The following is a 26,738-nucleotide window of genomic DNA, read 5'->3' on the forward strand; positions in this document are numbered from 1 at the left end:
CGGCGCCTACTTGGGCGCGATCCAGGTCGTGTAGAAGCTCGGGCGGCCCACCGCCTCGAAGGTGAAGTCCTTGACCTTCGGCGAAGCGGCGAAGGCCTGGGGCTCCTCGAAGATCGGGATCGTGTAGCCCTGGTCGATCACATAGGCCTGCACTTCGCCCACCAGGGCGATGCGCTTCACCGGATCGGTGGCGGCGGCGATCTCTTCAAGCAGTCCGTTCAGTTTCTCGTCAACGAAGCTCTGGACCTTGTTGCTGACGCCGCCCTTCTGCAGCAGCACGTTGCGCGTCGTCGGATAGTACTGGCTGCGGATCACGTCGGGATCGGCGCGGCCGACCATCGCCGGCGCGACGGGCGTCTTCGCCGGGTCAAGGCTGTCGGCGACGCGGCTGCCGGCATCGCCCGCCAGCACGTTCAGCTTCACGCCGACCTTGGCCCATTGCTGGGCGACGAGCTGCAGCGTCTCCTTGTTCTGCGGCTGCGGCGGCGATTCATAGGCCTGCAACACGAGCTCCTTGCCGTCCTTCTGGCGCAGGCCCTTCGGGCCGATCGTCCAGCCGGCTTCGTCGAGGAGCTTGGCCGCGAGCGCCGGGTCGTATGCGAGCTTGGCCGACTGGTCGACATAGCCCTGCGCGGTCGAGGCGATGATCGACTTGGCCTGCGGATAGTTGGCCGAGAACAGCGTCGCCACGATCTCCTTGGCGTTGGTCGCGTGCAGCAGCGCCTTGCGCACGCGGATGTCGGAGACCAGGGGATTGTCGGGCCGGAACACGACTGTGTTGTTCACGCCGCGCGTCGATGCGGCGTAGACGATGAAGCCCTTCGACTGGACCTGCTTCTCGTCATAGGCCTGGACCTGGCGGATTACGTTGGCCTGGCCGGCCAGCAGCGCGCCGATGCGCACGCTGTCTTCGGGCGTCACGACGTACTTGATGCCGTCGAGGTTGGCGCGGCCCTGATGGGCGAGCTTGGCCGGACCCCATTTGTAGTCCTTGCGGGCCTCCATCACGAGTTCGCGGCCGAGCACCTCGCTCTTCACCACGAACGGGCCGGAGCCGATGATCTTGGTGGCATCGCCCAGCGCGTCGAACGGCAGGGCCAGCGTTTTCAGCGACACCAGCCCCGAGCCGATCACCGATGTGCCCTGCAGGAAGCCGACCGACGGCTTGGTGAAGAAGAACTTAACGGTCAGCGGATCGATGACCTCGCTGCCCTTGTAGTTGGTGATGACCTCGGAGACGGGCTGCTTCAGCTCCTTGTTACCGAGCCCGTACGTGTCGAAGTTCTTGGCGACGGCGGCGGCATCGACCGGCGTGCCGTCGGAGAAGGTGACGCCGGGGCAGATCTTGAACGTGTATTCGGTCGCGTCGGCGTTGACCGTCCAGCTCTCGGCGATCCATGGCTCGATCTCGAGTGTCTTCGGATTCTGGTAGGTGAGCTTGTCGGTGATCTGATTGAGGACGCCGCCGTTGGGATAGAAGCCCCCGGCCGGCGGGTACAGGTTGGTGTGCGGCTGCTGCTCCAGGTAGATCAGCGTCCCGCCCTTGGTGACCGCCGTCTGCGATGCGGCGCCTCCCGCGAGGACGGCGATGGACGCCAGCGACGCGAACGCGCCGGCCAGAAACCGCTGGTACTTCACCTGAATCACGACAACCCCCTCGAGCCTTTAGGGCACGGGAGACGCCATGCAGAATTTGGGCCGAATCTCGCCGTGCGAGAGGGATATATGGCCGCGCGGTTCCGGCAATTACACAGAGCAGATTGTCAAAATAGGCGGCCCGGCGAAGCAGGTCTTGCTCCCTGCTTCGCCGGCAGAAGGAAAATTATCCTCCGAGAAGAGCGGCGGACGGCGCCAGCTCCTTGCGCTCGACCTTCTTCACGATCTCGGTGAGCCTGGCGTGGGTCGGTGCCTTCACGCCGATGAAGTCGCCGCGCTCGGCGATATAGCCGTTCATGAACTCGATCTCGGTGCGGCGGCCCTTGATGATATCCTGTGCCATCGAGGGGCGCTGGATGTCCGCGCGCGGATTGGGATTGGTGTTCGAACCCGGGCGCAGGATCGCCTCGACTTCGTCCAGCGCGGCCCTGTCGTCTTCCGCGGCGCGCGCCAGCAGTTCGGGCTCGAACTTGCCGATCTTCTCGATGTGATAGCCCAGCGCCTGGCCGACGCGTACCGCCTCGCCGCCCAGCTTGATCGAGAAGCGGCGCACGGCGTCGTTGCGGTCGCAGTCGGTGCCGGTCATGCCGGTGGCGGCCGAGACGCCGTTCTTCATGCCGTTCTGGCAGAGCTTGGACCAGCGCTCGCCCCACAGGTTGGTCGTGGTCTTGGCGCTGTCGATCATGCCGACCATCTCGCGCAGTTCCTCGACCCGCTTGGTGATGCGGCCATGGACCTCGCCGACGCGGAAGACCGTGTGCTTGTCGCCGCCCTTGGAGACGGTGCGTCGGATCTTGCCGGCTTCGTACATGTCGACCGAGATCAGCGACGCGACCATGCCGACCGTCTTGCCCCAGCCGACGACGCCCGCGATGCGCTCTTCGTTAAGGCAGTTCTGCAGCGACACGACGTAGCCGTCCGGCGCCAGATACTGCTTGATCAGCGCCGTCGCCCATTCGGTGTCGTAGGACTTCATCGACACGAAGGCGATGTCGATCGGCTTCTGGCGCGACAGGTCCTGCATCTCGGTGAGATGCATGGTCTTCGCCTTGGTGACCGTGAACTTCTCTTCCGGCGTCACGCCGTCGAGCTCGAGGCCACGTTTGCGGATGATCTCGATGTTCTCCGGCCAGAAGTCGATCAGCGTGACGTCGTGGCCGGCATGCGCGAGATAGCCGCCGACATAACCCCCCAATGCTCCCGTGCCGACGACGGCGATTCGCTTACTCATCCTGATCTCCCGTTAGGCTGATTGTTAAGGTGCGACGCGCGGCTCTTTGCGCGCGCGGTCGAGATAGCGTTCGGCGTCCTCGGCCAGCAGCAGCCGGTCGGCCATCAGTTGCGTGACGACCGCCTGGACCCTGGCCACGTAGTCGGTGCCGCTCCTGTAGCGTTCGGCAATCGAGGGCCGTGGATCGCCCGCGGCTTCGCGCGCGGCCTTGTCGAGCGGCAGCGGCAGGTAGCTGCCGTCACGGTCGGCGATCTCGCCGGCGGGGTAGGGCGGCTTGTACTCGTTCCAGCCGGTGTAAGTGGCCAGCGGTACGGCGATGTCGGGCAGGCGGATGCCCGCGACCTCGTTGCCGTCGGCGTCAACCTTGCTCACCAGGGTGCGATAGCTCTTGTCGGAAACGACGGGCTTTACCCAGTCGCCGGGAGGCGCCACGACGTTGGTGGTGCGCACGATCGCGGCACCGGGCACGGCGGGGAAGCCGGTCTTGTCGGGCTCGACCAATGTGCCGGCCGCCAGCGTCGGCACGCGGCTGGGCGGCGGCGCCTTGCCCGACACGATCCATTCGTCGAGCGCGACCAGCAGGGCGCGGACCGCCGGCATCGGATTGTGCGGGTTGCGCGGATTGAGGTTCGGACCGGGATCGGTCGTGGCGCCGGCGCGTCCGCCATGCTGCGTGCCCGCGATCATGTAGACACGGGAATTCTCCGGCAGGGTCACGTCTACGGTGCCGAGCGGATCGGTGTGCAGGAGCGAGGCGCCCTTCTGCCAATACTCGGTCGAGGTGTTGGTCTCGATCAGCAACGGGTCGGAGCCGTCCCCCCGGAACAGCGAGCCGCTCTTGCCGGTCAGCGGATCGCCAAGCGTCGCCGTCGAGAATGGAAACTCGTTCTCGGGGAAGCCGTGATCCTCGTGCTGGGTGTTGGTGCGCGCCGGCTGGGCGAAGGGCGTATTGAAGAACACGCGGCCGACGCCCGCGATATGGCTATGGATTCCGTCGAACACGCGGCGTCCCTGTTCGTCGCGGTTGAAGCCTTCGGAGATGTGATTGCGCAGGTAGCGGCCGGCCTGGGAGAAGCCGATGGCTAGCGCATGCGTCATGGGCCCGCCGGTGGCCTTCACCGAATCGGGCGAGTGGCGCAACCAGCTCACCACGTCGCGCGTCGCGGCGAAGCCCAGACCCTGGATTTTGGGATCCTTCGCTTCGTAGTGGAATTCGTAAAGGAAGCCGGGCTTCGCCTGCGTGCCCTCGCGCAGCCTGATCGAGCGGGCGTCGACGAAGGACCACTGGTTCAGCGGCAGTTCGCGCGGCTCGTCGTCGGCGCGCTCGCGCACGGTGAGGCGCGCCCGCGGCTGTTCGAGCGTCGCGGCCTCGTGGGACAGCTTGAACGTCTCCAGCACGCCGACTCGCGTGCCCGAGACCCATTCCTCGCGGACCGTCTGCACGATCGGCTGGCCGTTGTTCGTTGCCACCGGCGCCGTCAAGGCGAGGCCCATGTTGGCGCGCGGTGCGTCGGGGTCCCAGCCCGACCAGACGATCGTGTAGCCCAGCCGCAACGGGAAGGCGTTGCCGAGATCCGCCAGCGTCCTGGGATCGTTCACGCCCTGCGGGCCGTCGGCGATGTTGCCGAACAGCATCTTGCGGCCGCGATTGTTCACCTCGTAGAGGATGCGTCCATTGCCGCGCGTAGAGTCCTTGGGGCGAAGGATGAAGACGCTGGTCGCGTACTCGACCTTGCCGGCGGCATTGCGCGGCGCCTTGTCGATCAGGGCGATGCCGCTGTTGGCGGGCAGCTTGGGATCGACCTCGCCTTTGGCGACGGCGATGACGCGCTCGTATGCACCCACCTCGCCGAAGGAGGCGCCGTCGGCGAGGGGTTCGACCTTCTCGATCTCGAGGGAGAGGAGCACTAGGTCCTGGCTTCCGCCTGGACCTCTTCGGCCGGAAAGTTCAGCTCCACGCCGACGCCGTCAGGGTCATAGAGGAAGATCTGCGCGGCGCCGGTGCGCGGCACGATCTGCTCGCGGAACCTCACATTCTTAGACTGCAGGCGCTTGCGGACGCCGGGCAGGTCGCTGGCCGCGAAGGCGATATGATCGAACCGGCCGGTGTCGTCGAACTTCTTTTCGGTGCCGCGCACCACGATGCCCTCGCGCGGCTTGCGCTCGCCCAGCAGGTGCACGGTGGCGACGCCGCCGGAATAGAGCCAGTAGCCGGGGAAGCCGAGCGGCGGCCGGTCGCCGTTCTCGAGCCCCAGGACGTCGCAATAGAAGTCCTTGGTCGCTTCGAGGTCGGAAGGTTCGATCGTGTAGTGCTGAAGGGGGCCAAGCGGCATGGTCGGTCTCCGGGGATCAGGTCAGACGAAGGTAAGATCGGCGTCGGCGCCCATCATCCAGGCGCCGACGGTCTCGAAATGGGAAAGCCGGCCCTGCAGTTGCTGGGTCACGGTGTGGATGTCGCGGAAGCGGCGTTGCAGCGGATGGCTCTCGAAGATCGCCGTGGCTCCCGCCGCATTGTAGGCGAAGTCGACGGCGTCCTTGGCCTTGTGGATCGCGTTGGTCGCGGCCATGCGGACGGTGATGCGCTGCTCGACGGTGATCTTGTTGCCGGCCGAGAGGTCCTTCCAGATGCCGGCCATCGACTGCAGCACGAAGGCGCGCGCGGCGCGGAGATTGACCTCGGCCTGCGCCAGATTGGACTGCACCACGGCATTGTCGCGCAGCGGGCTCTTGAGGCCGCGCGGGACCTTGTTGCGCGCGACGTCGAGGAAGCAGTCGAGTGCACCGCGGGCGATGCCGCAGGCCACGCCCGCGAAGCCGACCTGATAGCAGGTGCCGGCACCCATCCTGTAGAGCGGGCCGGCCTCGCGGCATTCGAGTTCGAAGTCGCGGGTGATCGAATGGTCGGCGCGCACGAAGAAATCGTCGAGCGCGAACTGGTCGCTCGCCGTGCCGCGCAGGCCCACCGTGTTCCAGATGTCGGTCCAGACCACGTCGCCGGTGCGCACCAGCATGGTGCGTTCCTGCTGCCGGCCGTTTTCGTCGAGCCGCGGCGAGCCGTCGGCCTTGAAGATCGGGCAGTGGGCGCCCAGCCAGGTGGCGTGGCGGCCGCCGGACGCGAAGGCCCAGACACCGGTTACGCGGTAGCCGCCTTCGCATTCGACGGCCCTGACTTTGGGACCTGGGCCCCAGGCCAGCACGGCACGGGGATCGTCGCCGAAGATCGCGCGGGCGACCGGCAGGTCGAGATAGGCCGCCGACATGGCGCAGCCGCCGGCCTGGCTCAGGCACCAGGCCGCGGAGGCGTCACCGCGGGCGATCGTCTCGATGATATGGAAGAAGGTCACGGGATCGGTCTCGATCCCGTTCGACGATCTCGGCAACAGCAGCCGGAACAGCTGTGCCTCGTGAAGCTTGTCGAGCAGCGCCGGCGGCAGCCGGCGCGTCTCCTCGATCTCGTTGGAAGCGGCCTCGACGGCCGGCCGGATGGCTTCGGCACGGGAGATCAGGCCAGGGTTGCCGGCGAGTTCGGCGGCGGACGGGATCAGCGTATCCACGATCATCCTCTTCGAAAATGCGTGTGCATCAGGCAGGAGCCAGTTCCCGGTCGATCTGCGCGATCGACTTCCCCTTGGTTTCCATCCCAAAGAAATAATAGACCACGCCGGCCATCAGGAACCAGCAGCCGAGATAGAGAAAGGCCGTGGGTATCTGCGGCAGCGGGACGTCGGGTTTCAGGTAGTTGTTCGATCCGACGATCAGGGCCAGGCCGAGCGGTCCGATGATCTTGCCGATGCCGCCGAAGCCATAGGCCGAGCCCATGCCGGTGGTGCGCAGATGCGAGGGCCAGACTTCGGCGGCGTAGGGGCCCACGATCGCGAAGCCGCCATCGGCGAAGAAGAAGGCGAGCGCCAGCAGCAGCCACAGGGCCGAGAGCCCCATGATCGTGGTGTTGTAGTTGTACCCTGCTACGATGATCAGCACGCCGGCGCCCAGTCCGATCAGGCCGCCACCGGCTCGCCGTCCGATCTTGTCCGACAGGTAGGAGAAGGACAGGCGGCCGAGGAACCCCATGACGGTGAGCAGGATCATCATCTTGGCGGCTTCCTGCGGCGTCACCTTCAGGAGCAGCACGAACAGGGAGGGCGCCCACAGGGTGACGCCGTACACGCCTGTCTGCGCCCCGGCATTGCCGAGCCAGGAGACCAGCACGCTGCGCGGATACTTGAAGAGGTCGAACCAGCTCACCTTGGGCGGCTCGACCACCGGCGCCCGCGGCAGCGGCAGCTCCTCGGGCTTCATCTGCAGCGCCCAGGCCAGCGACGTACGGGCTTCTTCGTAGCGGCCCTGGCGCACGAGCCAGACCGGCGATTCCGGCACCCACAGGCGAACCACCAGGACCATGAGAGACGGCAGCACACCGATCGCGAACAGCAGGCGCCATTGGTCGGCGCCCATGAAGGCGCCCAGCACCGCACCGAGGCCGACGCCGAGCGGGATAACGCAGGTCACGAGGCCACCGACCCAGCCACGCTTGCGCGCCGGCACGAATTCCTGGACCAGCGGAAGATCGACGCAATAGAGGCCGCCGACACCGAAGCCCACGAAGAAGCGCATGATGGTGATGTAGATCCAGCCGTTCTCCGGCGTGAAATAGAGCAGGCCGGTGGCGATCGAGAAGTTGAGGACGGTGCCGATGAAAACCTTGCGGCGGCCGATGCGGTCGGCGAGCCAGCCCCAAATATAGGCGCCGAGGATGGCGCCCACGCCGGACGACAGCAGCACGATGGCCGACTGTCCGAACGTGAGCTTCCACGGCCCGATCAGGAACGCAAGAACGAAGCCGATGAGAAAGTAATCGAAGAATTCGAGTGCGTCGCCGATCACCGCCGCGGCGATGATCTTCTTCTGGTTGCCGGTCAGCTTGGTCTGCCGGTCGAGAACGTCGAACATGGCATTTCCCCCGTGCGCTTTTGTTTCGGACGGATGCCGCGCACTTCATCGCGTCCTGGCTGTAACGCTACGCCCGCCGGCGAGCGACCGGCAAGACGCGGCCGGTCCCCTGTTTGCCCGTCGAAATGCATCGCTGCATGGCAGCCCCCTCCTTTGCTAAAGAGGAGGGGCATTGGGGGAGATGATCGTCATGCATTGGACCGACCGTCGGAAACGTTTCCGGGCACTGCTCGCGGGCGACCGCTGTCTCCATCCGGGCTCGGTGTTCGATCCGATCTCCGCCCGCATCGCCGAGGACCTGGGTTTCGAGATCGGCATGTTCGCCGGCTCGGTCGCCTCCATGACCGTGCTGGGCGCGCCCGACCTGATCGTCCTGACCTTGAGCGAGTTTGCCGGCCAAGCCTATCGCATAAATCGGGCCGGCAACCTGCCGCTCATGGTCGATGCCGATCATGGCTACGGCAACGCGCTGAACGCCCGCCGCACCGTCGAGGAACTCGAGACCGCCGGCGTCTGCGGCCTCAGCCTCGAGGATACTGATCTGCCGACGCCGTACGGCACCACCACGCCCCGGCTGATCTCGATCGACGAGGGTGTGGCCAAGATGAAGGCCGCCCTCGGCGGTCGGCAGGACCCGGCGCTCTGCATCGCCGGCCGCACCAGCGCGATCACCATCACGGGGTTGGACGACGCGATTGCCCGCGGCAAGGCCTACGAGGCGGCGGGTGTCGACGCGCTGTTCTTCGTGGGGGTGCGCACCCGCGCCGAGCTCGACGCCATTTCCGCTGCGACGACGCTGCCAATCATCCTGGGTGGCGTGTCGGGCGATCTCACCGACCTGGCCTATCTCAGCGCGCGCCGCGTCCGCATTGCGTTGCAGGGCCACCAGCCCTTCGCTGCGGCCGTGAAGGCCGTGTACGATACGCTGAAGGCCCTGCGCGACGGAACGCAGCCGTCGAAGCTGCAGGGCGTGGCGAGCCCCGAGTTCATGAAGAAGGTCACGCGCGACGCCGACTATGCGCGCTGGACGAAGGACTTCCTGGGCGGCTGATTTTCAGCCTATCAGTTTGTCAAACGCGTCGGTATCAACGATACGGCGACTCCGTACGAGTGGGAGTCGCCGCCCAGGATGACGCCGCGCAACGGGCTCACGTCGGAGAAGTCGCGGCCCCAGGCCACGACGACATGGTCCTCGTGTGCGACCAAGTCGTTGGTCGGGTCGAGATGGACCCAGCCGGCAGCCTCGCCGCACCACACGGCCACCCAGGCGTGGCTGGCGTCGGCACCGCGCAGCGCGATGTCGTCCTTGGAATTGATCGTGCGGATGTATCCCGAGACGTAGCCCGCCGCGAGACCGTGGGAGCGCAGCGCCGCGATCTCGACATGGGCGAAGTCCTGGCAGACGCCGGCCTTGCCCGCAAAGACGTCGGCGAGCGGCGTCGATATATCGGTCGCGCCGGGGTGATATTCAAAGTCCGTCCTGATGCGCGAGGTCAGCTCGCGCGCCGCTTCGAGGATGGGGCGTCCGGCCGTGAAGGATTGGGCGCCGTAGACCCGAAGCGCTTCGACACTCGGCACCAGCGGTGAATCGTAGATGAATTCGCTCGCTTCCACCGGATGGGGAAATCCGTCGCCCTGAAGAGATGCCCTGATGTCCTCCCATGGCGGTGTCGAGGCGGCGGCAGGCGGTTCGGGAAAGCGAACGTCGATTTCCGCCCGCACTTCGATATCGAAGCGCGTGTGCGGCTTGTCGATCCTGTAGATGTCGATGTGGTTGCCGAAATGATCTAGATGCTGGACGGCCAGGGCCGGCACCGGGCTTGTGTTGACGCTGATCGAGCTGACCTTCTGGCCCGGAAAATTGCGGGCTCGCAGGTGTGCGATATGGTGCGCCGAGTCCACCGTGCTGGCGTAGGTGTAGGTCGTGCGGTGCGAGAGCAGGTAATGCACGGTCAGCCTCTGCCGATCAGTCGCCGGAGGAGCCGACGGCCTGCGCCGCGGGCACGTGGGAGAAATAGGCGCGTGTGATCGCCTCCGACAGCCTGTCGAGCTGCTGCTCGGTGTCGGAGGTGACATCGCGCAGCATGGCCAGCGCCAGTCCTTCGTGGCGCCATGCCTGTTCATCGCCGCCGAACTGGCGGACCACCGCTTCGAGATCCTTCTCCAGCGAGTCCGGCAGCGCGGGAACCCTGAAGCCCGATGCACGCGCCAGATAGTCGAGATGGCCCTTGATGGTGCGAAGCTGGAACACCAGCCCGCGCGGATTGGCATCATCGAGGATCACGAGGTCGAGCACCGGCGCGGGTTGGAGCTGCCCGAGATAGCGCGTGCGGTAGGTGATGGTGCTGTCGCAAAGTTCGAGCGCCAGGCGCATCGCGGCGTCCCAGTCGATCGGCGAAAGGGTGAAGGGGCCGAGTGCGGCATTGATGACGTGCAACCCGCGTTCGATGCGGCGCCCGAGATCGAGGAAGCGCCAGCCGGTGCCGCGCGTCATGTTTTCCTGCGCCAGGCCCGACAGGGTGGCGACGAAGCGCACGATCTCGTCGAGCGCGGCCAGCAGGGGATCGAGGTTGCCGCGGGCCGCCAGCAGGCGCTTGCGCACTTCGACCATCTCGGGGCCGGCGGCGGTCGTCATGTCGACGGAGAAGCGGTCGCGCATGGTCGCGGTGAGGCGCTGGATGCCGTCGAGCACGATGGCGAGGCCGCGATCGTCGGCCGCGACGGCGGACAGGCCCTGCTGGAACAGCGCGCTTTCGGGGGGGGCCAGCGCCGACATGTGATCCATCAGATTGGCCTGGTCGAGCAGCCGGCCGAGCAGCCTGAGCTCGACCGCGTCGCGCGGCCCGACGGCGCCTTGCGCAACGCGCGACGCCGTCGTGCGCAACAGACGCGCATCGTTGTCGAGGCGCTCGATATAGCGGCCGAGCCAGAAGAGATTGTCGGCGACGCGGCTCTGCAGGTCGGCGGTGCCCCGTTCGACGGCGAGCTGGTGGAAGCGCCGGGTGGTCGGCAGCTGGACGTCGGCTGCATCCTCGGCCAGCACCCATACGTCCTTCAAGGTGCCGTGCAGGCGACCCAACGCGCGCAACGCGGTGTCGCCGTCGGGCTCGCGGGCGAGGCCGCCCGGCAGCACATGATAGGTATCGTGGTCGGCCACCACGAAGGCGCGCAGCACGACGGCGGATGGCACCAGTGCCTGCCCGTCCCACTTGGGCGTGAGCGACGGCGTCATGGGATATTGCGCCACATACTGGCCGGGCTGGGCGCGGATGCGCTCAACCAGCGCCTTGCGGTCGGCCGGCTCCAGCATGCCGACGACGATCGGCTCGCGGTCCTGGCCGAGGCAGGGACGCACGATCATGAGGTCGAGATTGGCCAGGGCAAAGCTGAGCGCCGCCGGCTCGCCCAGCCACCACACGTCGAGCGACGGGAGCCGGAGCTTCTCGCCCAGCAGGTGTTCGCTCAGCCCCTCGAGAAACGGCATGATGGCAGGTGTTTCGACGACGCCCGATCCCAGCGCGTTGGCGAGCGAGATGTTGCCGCTGCGCGTGGCCTCCACCAGTCCGGTGACGCCGAGCGCGGAATCGGCGCGCATTTCCAGGGGATCGGCGAAGGCGCTGTCGAGTCGCCGCAGCAACACGTGCACGGGCCGGAGCCCCGCCAAGGTCTTGATCGAGACCTGGCCATCGCGCGCCACCATATCGCCGCCCTCTACCAGCGGGACCCCCAGCGCGCGCGAAAGATAGACGTGCTCGAAGTAGGTGGCCGACAGCGAACCCGGCGTCAGCACCGCCATGTTCGGCTGGTCCACGGAGGGAGGCGCCATCGAGCGCAGCGATTCGTGCCAGCGGTCGACGAAAGGCCGGAGATGACGGACGGGAATGGAGCGAAACGCTTCGGGCAGGCTGCGCGCCAGCACGCGGCGCATCTCGAGGGCATAGCCGACGCCCGCAGGAAGCTCGGTATGATCGGCCAGGACGTGCCAGCGTCCGTTGCTCAGCCGGACCAGGTCGACGGCATAGTTGCCGAGATAGGCCTGCGGCGCGGCGCCGTCGGTGACCTGGGCAGGGCGCAGGAAATGCCGGTTGGCATGGACCAGCATCGGCGGCAGCAACTGCTTCTTCAGCAGCGTCTGCGGGCCGTAGATATCGGCCAGAACCCTGTCGAGGAGGCGCGCACGCTGGATCAGGCCGGCCTCGAGACCGGCCCATTCGTCAGGCGCGATGACCACCGGCAGTGGGTCGAAGCTCCAGCGTGCCGAGCCGCGATCGTCGAGCAGGTTGACGGTCGCGCCCGATTCCGCGAGTTGCCGGCGAGCACTCTCCACGCGTTCGCCCAACCCGCCCGGAAGCGAGCGGATGACGCTCAGGATGCCTTGCCAGTGGTAGCGGATCGACTTCTGGCCGGTGACCAGTTCGTCGTACGCGCTCGCCGGCGAGGATGAGAGGCCGCGCAACGACTCCATGGGCCCGGAAACAAAAGAGGAAACGAACGGTCGAACTGCCTGTGAGGCGGGCGAACTATAGGCCCTGGGCCCGCCGCAGGTCGAGCGTCAGCGGATGCTCGGGATTGTCCAGTGGACGGGGTTCCGGCGACATTCCGCCGGTATGTCCGATGGCGAAGAAACGGGCACGCCGCCGCGCCTCGGCCTCGTTGGCATTGACCGGCACGCGGTCGTAGTTTCGGCCACCCGGGTGAGCCACGTGGTAGGTGCAGCCGCCGATCGAACGGCCGCTCCACGAATCGTGGATGTCGAAGGTGAGCGGCGCGTGCACACCGATGGTCGGATGCAGCGAGTTCGCGGCCTGCCAGGCGCGATAGCGCACGCCTGCAACGTATTCTCCGGCCGTTCCGGTGGCGCGCAGCGGCAGCTTCCAGCCGTTGCAGGCAATGACGTGACGCTGGTCGTTCAGCCCGGCGACCTTGACCTGGAGGCGCTCAACGGTCGAATCGACGTAGCGCACCGTGCCGCCGCCGCCCGGCTCCTCGCCCAGCACGTGCCACGGCTCCAGCGCGTGACGCAGTTCGAGTTCGAGGCCGCGCTGCGCCACTTCGCCGAGCCGCGGGAAGCGGAATTCGAAATGCGGTGCGAACCATTCCGGCTCGAAAGCGTAGCCCGCCTCGCCGAGGTCGGAGAGGACCTCGTTGAAGTCCTGCCACACGAAGTGCGGCAGCATGAAATCGTCATGCAGGCGCGTGCCCCAGCGGCTGAGCGGTCGTTCGTAGGGGCGGTCCCAGAACTTGGCGACGAGGCCGCGCAGCAGCGCCTGCTGCGCCACGCTCATGCGCCAGTGCGGGGGCATCTCGAAGGCGCGCAGCTCAAGCAGGCCGCGCCGGCCGGCTGCAGCGTCGGGCGTGAAGAGCTTGTCGATGCAGAACTCGGTTCGATGAGCATTGCCTGTCGCATCGACCAGCAGATTGCGGAACACGCGATCGACCAGCCAGGGTGGCGTCTGCCGGCCGGGTGCGATCTGGCGGAAGGCGATCTCCAGCTCGTGCAGCGCGTCGTTGCGGGCCTCATCCACGCGCGGATGCTGGCTGGTCGGCCCGATGAACAGGCCGGAGAAGAGATAGGAGAGCGAGGGGTGGTTGAGCCAGTATCCCAGCAGGCTCTTCAGCAGGTCGGGCCGTCGCAGCATCGGCGAGTCGGCGGCCGACGGTCCGCCCAGCACGAAATGATTGCCGCCGCCGGTGCCGGTGTGGCGCCCGTCGATCATGAATTTCTGCGCGCCGAGCCGGGTCGTACGCGCTTCCTCGTAAACGATCTCCGTGCGTTCAACGAGATCGGTCCAGGTCGCCGAGGGATGAATGTTGACCTCGATCACGCCGGGATCGGGCGTGACGCTGAAGTTCAGGACGCGCGGATCGTTGGGCGGGGTGTAGCCTTCGAGGAAGATCGGCTGGCCCAGCTCCTCGGCCGTGTCCTCGAGCGCCGTCACGAGGTCGAGATAATCCTCCATGCGCTCGGTCGGCGGCATGAAGACGTGGAGATGCCCATCGCGCGGCTCGAAGGCCATCGCGGTGCGCACGATGCCGGCGGCCGAAGCGCCGACGGCGGGCCCGAGGCCCGTGTTGGGCGCAAGCGCGCGCCGCCACGCCTCGCGGCGCGCTTCGGCGTCACCAGCCGTAGCGGCGGCGAGGCTCGGCTCCTGGCGGCGCAGCACCGGCGCGCGCCGGAACGCATCGAGTGGCGGCAGGTCGGGATGCGGCGCCATCGGATCGGGCTGCACGATGATGTCGGTGTCGCCGGGTGCGGCCCAGGGCAGCGAATCGAGCGGCAGGCGGTAGCCGATCGCTGAGTCGCCGGGGATCAGGTAGCACTTCTCGGAGCGCAGGAACCATGGACCGCTCTTCCAACGGGGTGCATGCCCGTTGCCGCGCCCGTTTTGATCCCGAATAACTGGCAGCACGTAGCCGACCGAGCTTTCGAGCCCCTTCTCGAACACGCGCGCCAGACGCTCTCGCTCCAGAGGGTCCTTGACCTTGGCTTCGTCGACGAGAACGTTGCTGGGCAGCCGCCGTTCGCGCCACAGATAGTACCAGGTGTCCTCGTAGGCCGGGAAAAGATAGTCGGGGTCGAGCTGGAGACGCTGCGCGAAGGCGAGCGCAAAGCGGTGCGCGGCCTCGACGGTGGCGCCGACCGGCTTGGACTCCAGCGCATAGAGCTGCGGATTGCGCCAGATCGGCTCGCCGTCCTTGCGCCAGTAGCAGCCGAGCGCCCAGCGCGGCAGCTGCTCGCCGGGATACCATTTGCCCTGACCGAAATGCAGCAGCGGCCCCGTCGCGAAACGGTGCGCGAGCTTGCGGAACAGCACGCCCGCCAGCCGCCGCTTCTCGGGGCCGAGCGCCAGCGTGTTCCATTCCGGCCCGTCCATGTCGTCGACCGACACGAAGGTCGGCTCGCCGCCCATGGTGAGGCGCACGTCGTGTTTGCCGATGTCGCGCTCGATCGCTTCGCCCACTTTGAGCAGCGTGGCCCACTGCTCCTCGGTGTAGGGCTTGGTGGTGCGCGGCGTCTCGCGCACGCGCGCAACGGTCATCGCGTGCTCGAATTCGACTTCGGCCTTCTCGATCGCGCCTTCGATCGGCGCCGCACTCGACGGCTCGGGCGTGCAGGCGAGCGGAATATGTCCTTCCCCGGTCAGCAGGCCGGAAGTCGGGTCGAGGCCGATCCAGCCGGCCCCTGGCAGATAGACTTCGCACCAGGCATGGAGGTCGGTGAAATCGTGCGTCGGGCCTTCGGGGCCTTCGAGCGGCTTCTCGTCGGCAACGAGCTGGATCAGATAACCCGAGGCGAACCGCGCGGCAAAGCCCAGGTGGCGCATGATCATGACCAGCAGCCAGCCGGTATCACGGCACGACCCCTTGGCGCTGGCGAGCGTCTCCTCGCAGCTCTGCACGCCCGGCTCCATGCGGACGATGTAGCCGATCTCGCTTTGCAGGCGGGCGTTCAGGCCGACGATGAAATCGATGGTGCGCTGTTCCTTGCGGTCGACCGTGGCGAGCCAGGCCGACAATTTCGGCCCCAGCGGTTCCAGCTTGCGGAACGGCGCGATCTCCTCGGCGAGCGAGGCGTCGTAGGCGAAGGGCCATGTCTCGGCCGAGGGTTCGAGGAAGAAATCGAACGGGTTGATGACCGACATGTCGGCCACCAGGTCGACCGTGACCTCGAACAGGTCGGTCTTCTCGGGAAATACCAGCCGGGCAAGGTGATTTCCCTGCGGATCCTGCTGCCAGTTGATGAAATGCTGGGCCGGGGTGACCTTCAGCGAATAGGAAATGACGGGGGTCCGGCTGTGGGGGGCCGGACGAAGACGCACGATCTGAGGACCCAGCTCGATGGGCCGGTCGTACCGATAGGTCGTCCGATGATGCAGCGCGACGTGGATGCTCATGACGGCCTGCTGTTTCGCTCCGAAGACAGACTAAGCAAGTGACATGCCACTAAGCAAGGAAGTCACGCTATGCTTCGGTCATGATCCTTTTTTGACTGGGCCTCCCATCATGACCAACCATTTCGACCTCACGGGCAAGGTTGCCCTCGTTACCGGCGGCAGTCGCGGGCTGGGCTACCAGATGGTGAAGGCCTTCGCCGAGCACGGTGCCGACGTCTTCATCACCAGCCGTAAGCTGGAAACCTGCGACAAAGTCGCGGCCGAGGTGCGGGCGATGGGCCGCAAGGCGGCAACCTATGCCTGCAACGTCGCCAACTGGCAGGAACTCGACGGCCTGGTGGAGGCTGCCTACGCCGCCTTCGGGAAGATCGACATCCTGGTCAACAATGCCGGCTCCTCGCCGCTCGCGCCCTCGTCGCTGGAGACCTCGGAGCAACTCTTCGACCGCATCGTGTCGCTGAACTTCAAGGCGCCGTTCCGCCTGATGTCGCTGGTCGGTAGCCGGATGGCGGCGGGCGAGGGCGGTTCGATCATCAACGTCTCGAGCGCCGGGGCGCTGCGCCCGCGGCCGCAGATCGCGCCTTACGCCGGCGCCAAGGCGGCGCTCAATGCCCTCACCGAGGCCTTCGCCTTCGAATACGGGCCGAAGGTGAGGGTGAACACCATTTCGCCGGGCCGTTTCCTGACCGACGTGTCCAAGGCGTGGCCGGAGGAGCACAAGGCCAACCCGACGGCGGCGCTGAAGCGCAGCGGCCAGCCGGCGGAAATCGTGACGGCCGCGCTCTATCTCGCGTCGAGCAAATCGAGTTTCACCACCGGATCGCTGGTCCGGGTCGATGGAGGAATCGCATGAAGATGAAAGCCGGCGTTCTCACGGTCTGCGGCGCGCCCCGCCCCTTCGCCAAGTCGAACCCCATCCAGGTCGTCGAAGTCGACCTCGATCCGCCGGGCGAAGGCGAAGTCTTGGTCAAGGTGGGCGGCGGCGGCCTCTGCCATTCCGACCTGTCGCTGATCAATGGCGACCGGCCGCGTCCCGTCCCGATCGTGCTGGGCCATGAAGGCTCGGGCGAGATCGTCGAGGTGGGCGCGGGGGTGCACGACGTGAAAGTCGGCGACCATGTCTGCTTCACCTTCAACGTGAGCTGCGGCCGTTGCCGGCGTTGCCTCGAAGGCCGGCCCTATATCTGCGAGCGCTCGATCACGCCGCGCGCCGCGGGCCAGCTTCTCTCCGGCCATCACCGCCTGCACATGGACGGCAAGCCGGTGAATCATCATTCCGGCGTTTCCTGCTACGCCGAATATGCCGTGGTCGACCGCGGCTCGATCGTCGTCATCGACCGCAGCCTGCCGCTCGACGTGGCCGCTTTGTTCGGCTGTGCCGTCGTCACGGGCGTGGGCGCGGTCGTGAATACCGGCAAGATCGAGCCCGGCAGCTCGGTGGCCATTGTCGGCCTGGGCGGGGTGGGTTTGAGCGGCCTGATGGGCGCGGTGCTCGCGGGCGCCGGCCGCATCGTGGCCATCGATCTTTCGGACGAGAAGCTCGGTCTCGCGCGTCAACTCGGCGCGACCGACACGGTGAATGCCAAGGACGTCGACCATGTCACGCAGGTGCGCGATCTCACCAATGGCGGCGTCGACTACGCCTTCGATCTCGCCGGCACCATCAAGGCGATGGAGACGGCCTATCTGGTGACGCGCTGGGGCGGCACCACCGTGACGGCCGGCCTCTCACCGATCGCCGCCGACTTCTCGTTCAAGCAGAGCGGCCTCGTCAGCGAGGAGAAGACCATCAAGGGCTCCTACATGGGAAGCTGCGTGCCGGTGCGCGACATCCCGCGCTTCATCGCGCTCTACCAGCAGGGCAAGCTGCCGGTCGACCGCATGGTCAGCCAGCGAATCGGCTTCGACCAACTCAACGAGGGCTTCGACCGCCTGCAGGATGTCGCGACCGTGCGGCAGGTGCTGATGCCGAACGGCTAATTGTCGTCAGAAGAGAAGGCGCCGAGCTTCCATGTCCTTCACGATCGCCGTTGAAACGCCGCTACAGGACGAAGTCCGAACACTCGTCGCCGAGCTGAACGCGGTCCTGCTGGAGCTGACGCCGCCCGAGCACTGCCATCATTTGACCGTCGAGCAGATGGCCGATGAAGACACTACCGTCTTCATCGCACGAGAAGGCGGCGTGGCAGTGGCCTGCGGGGCGCTGAAGCGGCACGGCGACGGCATCGGCGAGGTGAAGCGCATGTACACGAGGCCGAGCCATCGCGGCCGAAGGATCGGCGAGCAGATCGTGGCACGCGTCGAGGCGATGGCGCGCGCCGAGGGGCTGAAGCGTCTCGTGCTCGAGACCGGCGACCGTCACTACGCGGCCTGGAAAGTTTATGAACGTTCCGGCTTCACACGCTGCGGTCCGGTTCTCGACTACGCCGACGTCACGTGGTCGGTGTTCTACGACAAGCCGCTCTTCGACGGATCGGCTTCCTCGGCGGCTGGCGCATAGACGCGGTCGAGGTCGCTGTCGTCGTAGGTGTATTCGGTCGAGCAGAACTCGCATTTCACCGAGACGCGGCCGGTCTTGTCACGCAGATCGCCAAGTTCCTCGCGCCGAATGGAGCGTAGTACGTTGTCGATGCGCTCGCGGCTGCAGCGGCAGCGGGCCGCGAAGGGGCGGCGCTCGAATACGCGGGGCTGTTCCTGATGGAACAGACGGTGGAGCAGGGTGGTGCCGGGCAGCGCCGGATCGAGCATTTCCTTCTCGGTGGCCGAGGCCATCAGGATCACGGCCTTGCGCCAGTCGTCCTCACGCTGCTCGGCATCCACGTCCATCCGGCCGGCGTCGAATTCGGGCATCTGCTGCACCATGAGGGAGGCAGCATGCCAGCGATGCCCGCCGCCCGTGTCGTCGCGGCGTGCCGTGATCTTGATGCCGGTCGGCAGCTGCTCGGACTGGCGGAAATAGGTGTGGGCGCAGTCCGCGAGCGTCGCACCCTCGAGCGGCACGACGCCCTGGTAGCGCTCCGTATACTGGCCCTGGTCGACGGTGAAGGTGAGGCGGCCCTGGCCGAACAGTTTGGGGATATAGCCGTCGGGAACGTCCTCGTTGCCGCTGCCCAGCGCGATCGCGAGCTTCCACGAATCGAACTGCGCGTAGCCGCGCAGCGCCCCGTCGCTGGTTAGGTCGGTGACGAGCAGGCGGATCGGTCCGTCGCCCGTGAGCTGCAGAGTGAAGATACCGTCGTATTTCAGCGAGGTCGCGAGCGTGGCGCACAGCACCATCGACTCGGCGAGCGGCCGCGCCACGGCCAAGGGATAGCCGTGGCGTTCGATCACTTCGTCAAGGACGGGGCCCAGCCGGACCAGCCGGCCGCGCACGCCGAGCGCGTCCAGCTGAAAAGGAAGGACGCGGTCCCAGTCATCGGAAGGAGGCCCTCCCGATGGCGAACTCAAGACAGGCACCAGGCCAGGATGCTCTTCTGGGCGTGCAGCCGGTTCTCGGCCTCGTCGAACACGACCGACTGCGGGCCGTCGATCACCTCGGCGGTCACTTCCTCGCCGCGATGCGCGGGCAGGCAGTGCATGAAGATCGCGTCCTTCTTGGCCTGCTTCATCAGGTGCTTGTCGACCTGATACGAGCGCAGCAGGTTGTGGCGTCGCGCGGCGCTCGGGCTGTCGGGATCCTCGTCGCCCATCGATACCCAGGTGTCGGTGACGACGCAGTCGGCATCCTTCACCAGCTTCTCGGGGTCATGGCCGATCGAGATGCGGCCGTTCGACTTCTCCGCCCACTGCACCACGTCGGCCGGCGGCGTCAGCTCGGCCGGGCAGGCGATGCGCAGCTCGAAGTCGAACTGCACGGCCGCATGGATCCACGAGGTCGCCATGTTGTTGCCGTCGCCCGACCAGACCACCGACTTGCCCTGGATGGGACCGCGATGCTCCTCGAAGGTCATGACGTCGGCCATCAACTGACAGGGATGCGTCTTGTCGGTAAGGCCGTTGATCACCGGCACGGTCGCGTATTTCGCCATCTCGAGGAGTTTGTCCTCGACGGTGGTGCGCATCATGATGACGTCGACGTAGCGGCTGAGCACGCGCGCGGTGTCGGCGATGGTCTCGCCACGGCCGAGCTGGGTGTCCGTGCGGCCCAGCATTATGGTCTGGCCACCAAGCTCGCGCATGCCGACCTCGAACGACACGCGGGTGCGCGTCGAGGGCTTCTCGAAGATCATGGCGAGCGTCTTGCCCGCCAGCGGCTGGTCGTGCCCGCCGTTGGACCGCGCCTTTTTCATCGCTTTGCCGTGATCGAGGATCTGGCGAAGCGTCTTGGGATCGACCTGGTCCAGGTCGAGGAAATGCTTGGGAGTCGACATGGCTACTCGGCGGCCTTCGCCGCCGCCTCGAACGACTCCGCTGCCTGGCCGAGAATGGCGATGCCCTCGTCGAGCGCGGCCTTGTCGGCGATCAGCGCCGGGAAGATGCGAACCACGTTCTCGCCGGCCGGCGGGACCAGAAGTCCCAGCGACTGCAGCTTGTTCACCATGTCGCCCACGGGGACCGACGGCGCGCACTGCAGGCCCTGCAGGAAACCCATGCCGCGCTGCTCGACGAACACCTTGGGGTGCTTCTTGCAGAGGTCCTCGAGCTTGCCCTTCAGGTACTCGCCCTTCTCGCGCACGTCCTCGATGAAGCCGGGCGCCAGCAGGATATCGAGCACCGCATTGGCCACGCCGGTGGCCAGCGGGTTGCCGCCATAGGTCGAGCCGTGCGTGCCCGGGACCATGCCGACCGCCGCCTTCTCGGTCGCCATGAAGGCGCCGATCGGGAAGCCGCCGCCCATGCCCTTGGCGATCGCGGCGACATCGGGCTTCACGCCCGACCAGTCGTAGCCCCACAATTTGCCGGTCCGGCCGAAACCCGTGTGGATTTCGTCGTAGAATAGCAGCAGGCCGAACTCGTCGCAGATGGCGCGCAAGTCCTTCAGGAACTGCGTGGTGGTGGCGCGGATGCCGCCTTCGCCCTGGATCGGTTCGACCAGGATGCCGGCGGTCTCGTCGTCGACCATGTCCCGGACGACGTTGGTATTGTTCAGTGGCGCATGGCGATAGCCGGGGGCCGGTGGGCCGAAGCCTTCGAGATACTTCTCGTTGCCGGTGGCGGCGAGCGCGTTCAGCAGGCGGCCGTGGAACGCCGCCTGGAAGGCGATGATCTTGTACCGCTGGGGCTGGCCGTTCATGTACTGATACTTGCGGATCAGTTTGATGCCGCCCTCGATCGCTTCCGCACCGGAGTTGCAGAAGAACATCGTGTCTGCGAACGAGTTTTCGACCAGCCGCTTGGCCAGCTTCTCACCGTTGCCGACCCGGAACAGGTTAGACGTGTGCCAGAGCTTGGAGCCCTGCTCGGTCAGCGCCTTGACCAGATAGGGATGGCAGTGACCCAGCGCGTTCACGGCGATACCGGACGTGAAGTCCAAGTAACGTCGCCCGTCCACCGCGTAGAGATAGTTTCCCTCTCCGCGTTCGAACACGACGTCCTTGCGACCGTACGTCGGCATCACAGCCGTAATCACAGCGAGCCTCCCTCAAAATCAAAAAACCCCCGCCGATCCGACGATTCCGGGATGGAAACTCCGGGTTTTGGCGAGGGGCCGGCACTATCTTACCGGGGTCCGGGTGTGTCAACTTGGGGCGGCCGGCCGGAAGCGCCCGTCTTGAGGGGCCTCGACCCCTCTGCTAGGAGACCCGCCTTCCGATGAAACTGCTGCCCACTCGCAATTCAAAGCTCCCCCTGCATCGCGCTGGCTTCGCTTCCGTGCCGGCGATGCTCGACCATGCGGCGAAGGGCGAGACGGGCGTGACCTTTTATAATGCCAAGGGTGAGCAGCTCTCGGCCTTGCCGTGGCGCGACATCCGCGACCGGGCGCAGGTCGTTGCCCGCAAGCTGATTGGCGCCGGCTTCGCACGCGGCGAGCGCATCCTGATCACGGCTGATACCTGGCCGGGCTTCTTCGACTCCTTTTTCGGCGCCCAGTATGCGGGCCTGCTGCCCGTCCCGGTCTCCATTCCGGTCGGAATCGGCGGCAAGGACGCCTATCTCGACCAGCTACGCCGCCAGTTCGCGGCGTCCGGTGCCGTCGCCGCGGTGGGTCTCGACGATCTGGCGGGCTATCTGGCCGATGCCGCGCGGGAATTCCCCGCCATCCGCCTCCACGGCGGCATGGACGTGCTCCATTCGCTCCCCGAGAAGCCGGTCGACCTGCGGCCGCTCGACGCCGGCGATCTCTGCTACATCCAGTTTTCATCGGGCAGCACGCGCCATCCGCACGGCGTGCAGATCACCCAGCGCGCCCTGATGGCCAATCTCGCGGGCATGGTCGGCCCTGCCGGCCTCGACGTCGTCGAAGGCGATCGCGCCGTGAGCTGGTTGCCGCTCTATCACGACATGGGGCTGATCGGGTTCCTGATGGGGCCGCTGTCGAGCCAGCTCTCGATCGACTATCTGACGCCGCGGGACTTTGCGCGCCGGCCGATGCAGTGGCTGAACCTGATCTCGCGCAACCGCTGCACCATCTCCTACAGCCCGAGCTTCGGCTACGACCTCGCCGTGCGGCGCGGTGCGGCCCAGGTGCCGCCCGATCTCGATCTGCGCTGCTGGCGGCATGCCGGCATCGGCGGCGACATGGTGCGGGCCGACGTACTGGAGCGCTTCGCCACGACCTTCCAGCCGTTCGGCTTCGATGCCACCGCGTTCATTCCCAGCTACGGCATGGCCGAGGTCTGCCTCGCCATCACTTTCTGCCCGCATGACACGGGCGTGCGCACCGATGCGGTTGACCGCAGCGCGTTGGCAGAAATCCAGCGCGCGGTGCCGGCGGCGGACCCCGCCGACCATCACCGGGCGCGCCGCTTCGTGATCTGCGGCCGCGTGCTGCCGGGCCACCGCCTCGAAGTGCGTGGGCCCGACGGCGCGGTGCTGGCCGATCGCGAGGTCGGGCGCATTTTCGTGTCGGGACCCAGCATCATGCCCGGCTACTACGGCGAGCCCGAGGCGAGCCGGGAGGTCCTGGTGGACGGCTGGCTCGATACCGGCGACCTCGGTTACATGCTGGACGGCGAGGTCGTCGTCACCGGCCGCGCCAAGGACCTGATCATCGTCAACGGCCGAAACGTCTGGCCGCAGGACATCGAGTGGGCGATCGAGGCCAAGCGGGTCGTCAAGAGCGGCGACGCAGCGGCCTTCTCCATCGATACCGGCGAGGGCGAGCGCGTGGTCGTGGCGGTGCTGGCCCGCGTCTCGGGGGAACAGGGGCGGAGCGATTTGGCCCGCGACGTCGCCGGCGCCGTGCGCGAGGCGATCGCCGTCGACTGCGACGTGGCCCTCGTGCCGCCGACCATGGGCCTGCCGACCACCTCGTCCGGCAAGCTGTCGCGAGCCCGGACCAAGGCCAACTATCTCGCCGGCCTGTACGCGCCGAAACCCGAGGCGGCCTGACCGCTCGCCATGGGCAGGCTGGTCGCCGTCACCGGGGCCACCGGCTTTGTCGGCCCCCATCTCGTCGCGGCCCTGGCGCGCCGCGGCTGGCGATTGCGCCTGCTGGTCCGCCGCTGGTCGCCCCTGCCGTCGCTGGCCGGCGTCGATGCCGATCTCGTTCTGGGCGATCTCTCCTCCGAGTCCGCGCTGCGCCAGCTTGTCGACGGGGCGGACGCGGTGGTCCATGCCGCCGGGCTGATCAAGGCGAAGGCGGACCGGGACTTCCTGCCGGTCAACCGGGACAGTGCGGCCCTCCTGTCGGCGCTGGCGCCCGACGCCCATCTGGTCCTGCTGTCCTCGCTCGCCGCCCGCGAGCCGCAGCTTTCTGCCTACGGCGCGAGCAAGCGCGCGGGAGAGGCAGTCGTCGCGACCCGCAGCGGTCCGTGGACGATCGTGCGGGCGCCGGCGGTCTACGGACCAGGCGACCGCGAAACCTTGGCTTATTTCCGAGCAATCAACTTGGGTATTGCGCCGCAGCCGCGGGTCTCGGCGGCCCGTCTGTCGCTCATCCATGTCTCGGACCTGGCAGAGGCGCTGGCACTGACCGTAGAGCGCGCGCCCTCGAACTCGGCCTACGAGATCGATGATGGCCGGACCTACACCTATGCCGACATGGCCGCGGCGGCGGGCACGGCGCTGGGCCGGCGGCCGTGGCGCCTCTCCGTTCCCCGGGGGGTCATGGCCGGCATTGCCCGCTGGAACGAGCTGCGGCAGGCGGTCGGCGCGGACGCCCAGATACTGACCCGGGGAAAGGTGAACGAGATCTTCCATCCCGACTGGTCGGCTGCCGACCGGCGGCTCGCCGCAGCGATCGGCTTCCAGCCGCGTTACGACCTCACGACCGGCTTCCGGGACACGATCTTGTGGTACCGCGCGAAGCACTGGCTATAGGACGTGTGAAATACGGCGTAACAATTTGTCATTTCACTAGGAATCGCTGTTTCTGGCACAAGGTGACCGCCCACCCCCGGGCGCTGGAGAGCGTTTTGCGCACTGCCCATCAAATGATCGTCGAAACCGACGGCATGACCGACACCCTCGAACTGCCGCGCGTCAGCGGGCATTCGCGCGCCGAGGTCATTGGAGAGATCTGCCATCACCTGGCGCCGTTTCAGACCGGCGAGCGGCCGATCACGGGCGACACGGTGATCGCCAAGGACCTGACCATCGACTCGCTCGCCATCATGGACATGGTGATGGAGCTCGAGGATCATTTCGACATCTCGATTCCCATGAACGTGGTCGCCGAGATCCATACCGTCGACCAGCTTGCGGACACCATCCAGAAGCTCTGCGCCCGGCGTTAGCCATGGGCCTGTTCGATCGCTTTGAAGGCCTGCTCGAGGCCTATCGCGACGTTCGGACCACAGGATACGACCCCTTCCAGATCCGGATGGAACGCGTCCTGTCGCCGACCGAGGCGATCATCAACGGGCGCAAGACGCTGCTCGTTGGTACCAACAATTATTTCGGCCTGACCTTCGATCCGAGCTGCATGGAAGCCGCCATCGAGGCGATCCGTGCCGAAGGGACCGGCACGACCGGCTCGCGCATCGCCAACGGCAGCTATACCGAGCACGTGGCGCTCGAGCAGGAAATCGCCGAGTTCTACGGCAAGAAGCACTGCATGGTCTTCACGACCGGCTACCAGGCCAATCTTGGCCTGATCTCGACCCTGGCGGGCGAGGGCGACCAGCTTCTGATCGACGCCGACAGCCATGCCTCGATCTACGACGCCTGCAAGATGACGCAGGCCGAGGTCGTGCGCTTCAAGCACAACGACCCGTCCAGCCTCGAAGCGCGCCTGCGCCGGCTGGGCGATCGTCCGGGCAATCGCGTGGTTGTGCTGGAAGGCATCTATTCGATGCTGGGGGACAGCGCGCCGCTGCGCGAGTTCATTGACGTCTGCAAGAAGTACAAGGCGTACGTGATCGTCGACGAGGCCCATTCGCTGGGCGCGCTTGGCGACAATGGGCGCGGTCTCTGCGAATCGACGGGCGTGATCGACGACTGCCACTTCATCGTCGGCACCTTCTCCAAGACTCTGGGCGCCATCGGCGGCTACTGCGTCTCGGACGATCCGGACTTCGACATCCTGCGTGTCACCGTGCGCTCTTACATGTTCACGGCGTCGCTGCCGCCGTCAATCGTGGCCTCGGTACGCCAGGCGCTGAAGGTGGTGAAGGCCAAGCCCGAGTTGCGCACGCAGCTCTGGTCTAACGTCGCCACGCTCTACGAAGGTCTGGCCGCCAGGGGCTTCAAGCTCGGTCCCGAGCACGGGCCGGTGGTCGGCGTGCATCTGCCCGACCGCATGACCGCCATCGGGTTCTGGCGCGCGATGCTCGATGCCGGCATCTACGTCAACGTTGCCGTGCCGCCCGCGACGCCCAACGGCGTCTCGCTGCTGCGCTGCTCCGTCTGCGCGGTGCACACGCCGGAACAGCTCCAGCACATGATCGAGGTCATGACGGGCATCGGCCGCCAGCTCGGTGTCCTCGACGACCGCACGCTGCGCGTGGTGGGCGGCGCCCGCTAGGGCGCATCCGCCATGTTCACCCTCGCCCATTTGTCCGATCCGCATCTGCCGATGCCGCAGGCGCGCGTCGTCGATCTTCTGGGCAAGCGCGCCACCGGCTACTTCAACTGGTGGCGCAATCGCGTGCAGCTCCATCGCCCCGAGGCGCTGGCCGGCCTCGTGGCCGACATCAGGAAACAGGCGCCCGATCATATCGTGCTGACCGGCGACCTGGTGAACGTTTCCCTGCCCGACGAATTTGCCCGCGCCTCGAAATGGCTGACAGGCCTCGGGACGCCCGACCGTGTCACGATCGTTCCCGGCAACCATGACGTCTACGTCGCCACGCAGTGGCGGCAGAGCCTCGGCCAGTGGGGCGCCTACATCGCGGGCGACGGCCAGCCGCCCGCGGCCGACTTCAACGTGTTTCCTACGCTGCGCCGGCGCGGGCCAGTGGCGCTGGTCGGGCTGAACAGCGGTCTGCCGAAGCCGCCGTTTTTCGCGACCGGCACCCTGGGCGACGCGCAGATCGCCGCCACCGGGAAGCTGCTCGAGGATCTCGGCCGGGAAGGCCTGTGCCGCGTCCTGATGATCCATCATCCGCCGCTTACGACCGAGTCGCGCTTCAAGCGGCTGACCGATGCCGCCGCCTTCCAGGCGATGATCCGCAGGGTCGGCTGCGAGATCGTGCTGCACGGCCATAATCATCGTAGCGAAGTCTCGCGCATCATGGGCCCGCAGGGGGCCATCCCGGTGGTCGGCGTCACCTCGGCATCGGCGGCGCCGGGAAGCAAGTACGGCCGCGCGCGGTATCACCTGATCGGCATCGAGCGCGAGACTGCGGGCTGGCGGATCGCCGTCGACATCCGCGCGCTCGCCGCCGACGGCACGGGCTGCGAGCCCGATGGCCGCATCGTGTTCAACAGCGGCGCCCCCGCCGCGCAGGCAGCTTGAGGCGGCA

At 66.8% G+C, this 26,738-nt stretch carries 21 protein-coding genes; 9 read left to right on the top strand and 12 right to left on the bottom strand.

Translation table 11 applies throughout. From position 1 onward, the window contains the following. Positions 1-6 precede the first annotated feature (6 nt). The 6 genes from ACQY78_RS19700 to ACQY78_RS19725 all read right to left on the bottom strand — a co-directional run bounded on the left by ACQY78_RS19700 (position 7) and on the right by ACQY78_RS19725 (position 7,837). A complete protein-coding gene (locus ACQY78_RS19700; RefSeq protein WP_428686441.1) occupies positions 7-1,599 on the bottom strand; it encodes a TIGR04028 family ABC transporter substrate-binding protein in 1,593 nt (530 codons plus the stop codon). Between the two features lie 223 nt (positions 1,600-1,822). After that, positions 1,823-2,887, bottom strand: coding sequence for a ketopantoate reductase family protein (locus tag ACQY78_RS19705; protein WP_428677836.1), 1,065 nt, complete (start codon positions 2,885-2,887; stop codon positions 1,823-1,825). Between the two features lie 24 nt (positions 2,888-2,911). Further along, the gene (locus ACQY78_RS19710) at positions 2,912-4,795 is read right to left on the bottom strand and encodes an alpha/beta hydrolase domain-containing protein (RefSeq protein ID WP_428677838.1); all 1,884 of its coding nucleotides are present in this window, start codon (positions 4,793-4,795) and stop codon (positions 2,912-2,914) included. After that, entirely contained in the window at positions 4,795-5,220 is a 426-nt protein-coding gene (locus tag ACQY78_RS19715) for a VOC family protein (RefSeq protein ID WP_428677840.1), read from the bottom strand. The genes ACQY78_RS19710 and ACQY78_RS19715 overlap by 1 nt, the downstream gene beginning before the upstream one ends. 21 nt (positions 5,221-5,241) lie before the next feature. Continuing rightward, positions 5,242-6,441: an acyl-CoA dehydrogenase family protein gene (locus ACQY78_RS19720; protein ID WP_428677842.1), complete on the bottom strand. Its 1,200-nt coding sequence runs from the start codon at positions 6,439-6,441 to the stop codon at positions 5,242-5,244. A 28-nt stretch (positions 6,442-6,469) separates the two neighbouring features. Next, a complete protein-coding gene (locus ACQY78_RS19725) occupies positions 6,470-7,837 on the bottom strand; it encodes an MFS transporter (RefSeq protein ID WP_428677844.1) in 1,368 nt (455 codons plus the stop codon). A 190-nt stretch (positions 7,838-8,027) separates the two neighbouring features. On the opposite strand from ACQY78_RS19725, the gene ACQY78_RS19730 reads away from it, so the two are divergent. Further along, entirely contained in the window at positions 8,028-8,888 is an 861-nt protein-coding gene (locus tag ACQY78_RS19730) for an isocitrate lyase/PEP mutase family protein (RefSeq protein WP_428677846.1), read from the top strand. Between the two features lie 11 nt (positions 8,889-8,899). Here ACQY78_RS19730 and ACQY78_RS19735 read toward each other — a convergent pair whose 3' ends face one another. From ACQY78_RS19735 to ACQY78_RS19745, 3 genes are read right to left on the bottom strand one after another with little or no spacing between them, the layout of a single operon-like run. Further along, positions 8,900-9,787: a transglutaminase family protein gene (locus tag ACQY78_RS19735; protein ID WP_428677848.1), complete on the bottom strand. Its 888-nt coding sequence runs from the start codon at positions 9,785-9,787 to the stop codon at positions 8,900-8,902. 16 nt (positions 9,788-9,803) lie between these two features. Then, positions 9,804-12,302, bottom strand: a complete 2,499-nt coding sequence (locus tag ACQY78_RS19740) for a circularly permuted type 2 ATP-grasp protein (protein ID WP_428677850.1) — start codon at positions 12,300-12,302, stop codon at positions 9,804-9,806. A 55-nt stretch (positions 12,303-12,357) separates the two neighbouring features. Further along, entirely contained in the window at positions 12,358-15,732 is a 3,375-nt protein-coding gene (locus ACQY78_RS19745; RefSeq protein ID WP_428677852.1) for a DUF2126 domain-containing protein, read from the bottom strand. 109 nt (positions 15,733-15,841) lie between these two features. Here ACQY78_RS19745 and ACQY78_RS19750 point away from each other — a divergent pair, with 109 nt between their 5' ends. The 3 genes from ACQY78_RS19750 to ACQY78_RS19760 are packed head-to-tail and all read left to right on the top strand — an operon-like array spanning position 15,842 to position 18,232. Next, positions 15,842-16,585 (top strand): SDR family NAD(P)-dependent oxidoreductase, encoded by a 744-nt coding sequence (locus ACQY78_RS19750; protein WP_428677854.1) that lies wholly within the window; start codon positions 15,842-15,844, stop codon positions 16,583-16,585. Continuing rightward, a complete protein-coding gene (locus tag ACQY78_RS19755; protein WP_428677856.1) occupies positions 16,582-17,712 on the top strand; it encodes a zinc-binding dehydrogenase in 1,131 nt (376 codons plus the stop codon). The genes ACQY78_RS19750 and ACQY78_RS19755 overlap by 4 nt, the downstream gene beginning before the upstream one ends. 31 nt (positions 17,713-17,743) lie before the next feature. Continuing rightward, positions 17,744-18,232, top strand: a complete 489-nt coding sequence (locus tag ACQY78_RS19760; protein WP_428677858.1) for a GNAT family N-acetyltransferase — start codon at positions 17,744-17,746, stop codon at positions 18,230-18,232. On the opposite strand, the gene ACQY78_RS19765 is transcribed toward ACQY78_RS19760, so the two are convergent. Genes ACQY78_RS19765 through ACQY78_RS19775 form a run of 3 tightly spaced genes read right to left on the bottom strand, consistent with a single transcriptional unit; the run spans position 18,181 to position 21,286 of the window. Continuing rightward, positions 18,181-19,188, bottom strand: coding sequence for an Hsp33 family molecular chaperone HslO (locus ACQY78_RS19765; protein ID WP_428677860.1), 1,008 nt, complete (start codon positions 19,186-19,188; stop codon positions 18,181-18,183). The genes ACQY78_RS19760 and ACQY78_RS19765 overlap by 52 nt on opposite strands. Further along, positions 19,176-20,102 (bottom strand): ornithine carbamoyltransferase, encoded by a 927-nt coding sequence (argF, locus tag ACQY78_RS19770; RefSeq protein ID WP_428677862.1) that lies wholly within the window; start codon positions 20,100-20,102, stop codon positions 19,176-19,178. Before argF ends, ACQY78_RS19765 begins: the two co-directional genes overlap by 13 nt. Before the next feature lie 2 nt (positions 20,103-20,104). Continuing rightward, the gene (locus ACQY78_RS19775) at positions 20,105-21,286 is read right to left on the bottom strand and encodes an aspartate aminotransferase family protein (protein WP_428677864.1); all 1,182 of its coding nucleotides are present in this window, start codon (positions 21,284-21,286) and stop codon (positions 20,105-20,107) included. A 197-nt stretch (positions 21,287-21,483) separates the two neighbouring features. Here ACQY78_RS19775 and ACQY78_RS19780 point away from each other — a divergent pair, with 197 nt between their 5' ends. The 5 genes from ACQY78_RS19780 to ACQY78_RS19800 all read left to right on the top strand — a co-directional run bounded on the left by ACQY78_RS19780 (position 21,484) and on the right by ACQY78_RS19800 (position 26,731). After that, the gene (locus tag ACQY78_RS19780; protein ID WP_428677866.1) at positions 21,484-23,223 is read left to right on the top strand and encodes a fatty acyl-AMP ligase; all 1,740 of its coding nucleotides are present in this window, start codon (positions 21,484-21,486) and stop codon (positions 23,221-23,223) included. Between the two features lie 9 nt (positions 23,224-23,232). Next, positions 23,233-24,153: an NAD-dependent epimerase/dehydratase family protein gene (locus tag ACQY78_RS19785; RefSeq protein ID WP_428677868.1), complete on the top strand. Its 921-nt coding sequence runs from the start codon at positions 23,233-23,235 to the stop codon at positions 24,151-24,153. A gap of 134 nt (positions 24,154-24,287) precedes the next feature. After that, complete coding sequence (locus tag ACQY78_RS19790) at positions 24,288-24,569, top strand: acyl carrier protein (protein WP_428677870.1); 282 nt, start codon at positions 24,288-24,290, stop codon at positions 24,567-24,569. Positions 24,570-24,571: 2 nt separating this feature from the next. Then, on the top strand, positions 24,572-25,798 hold the full coding sequence (spt, locus tag ACQY78_RS19795; protein WP_428677872.1) for a serine palmitoyltransferase: 1,227 nt from the start codon (positions 24,572-24,574) through the stop codon (positions 25,796-25,798). Positions 25,799-25,810: 12 nt separating this feature from the next. Further along, on the top strand, positions 25,811-26,731 hold the full coding sequence (locus tag ACQY78_RS19800) for a metallophosphoesterase family protein (protein ID WP_428677875.1): 921 nt from the start codon (positions 25,811-25,813) through the stop codon (positions 26,729-26,731). Positions 26,732-26,738: the final 7 nt, after the last annotated feature.

Source organism: Reyranella sp. (assembly GCF_965279625.1).
In the GTDB taxonomy this organism is placed as follows: domain Bacteria; phylum Pseudomonadota; class Alphaproteobacteria; order Reyranellales; family Reyranellaceae; genus Reyranella.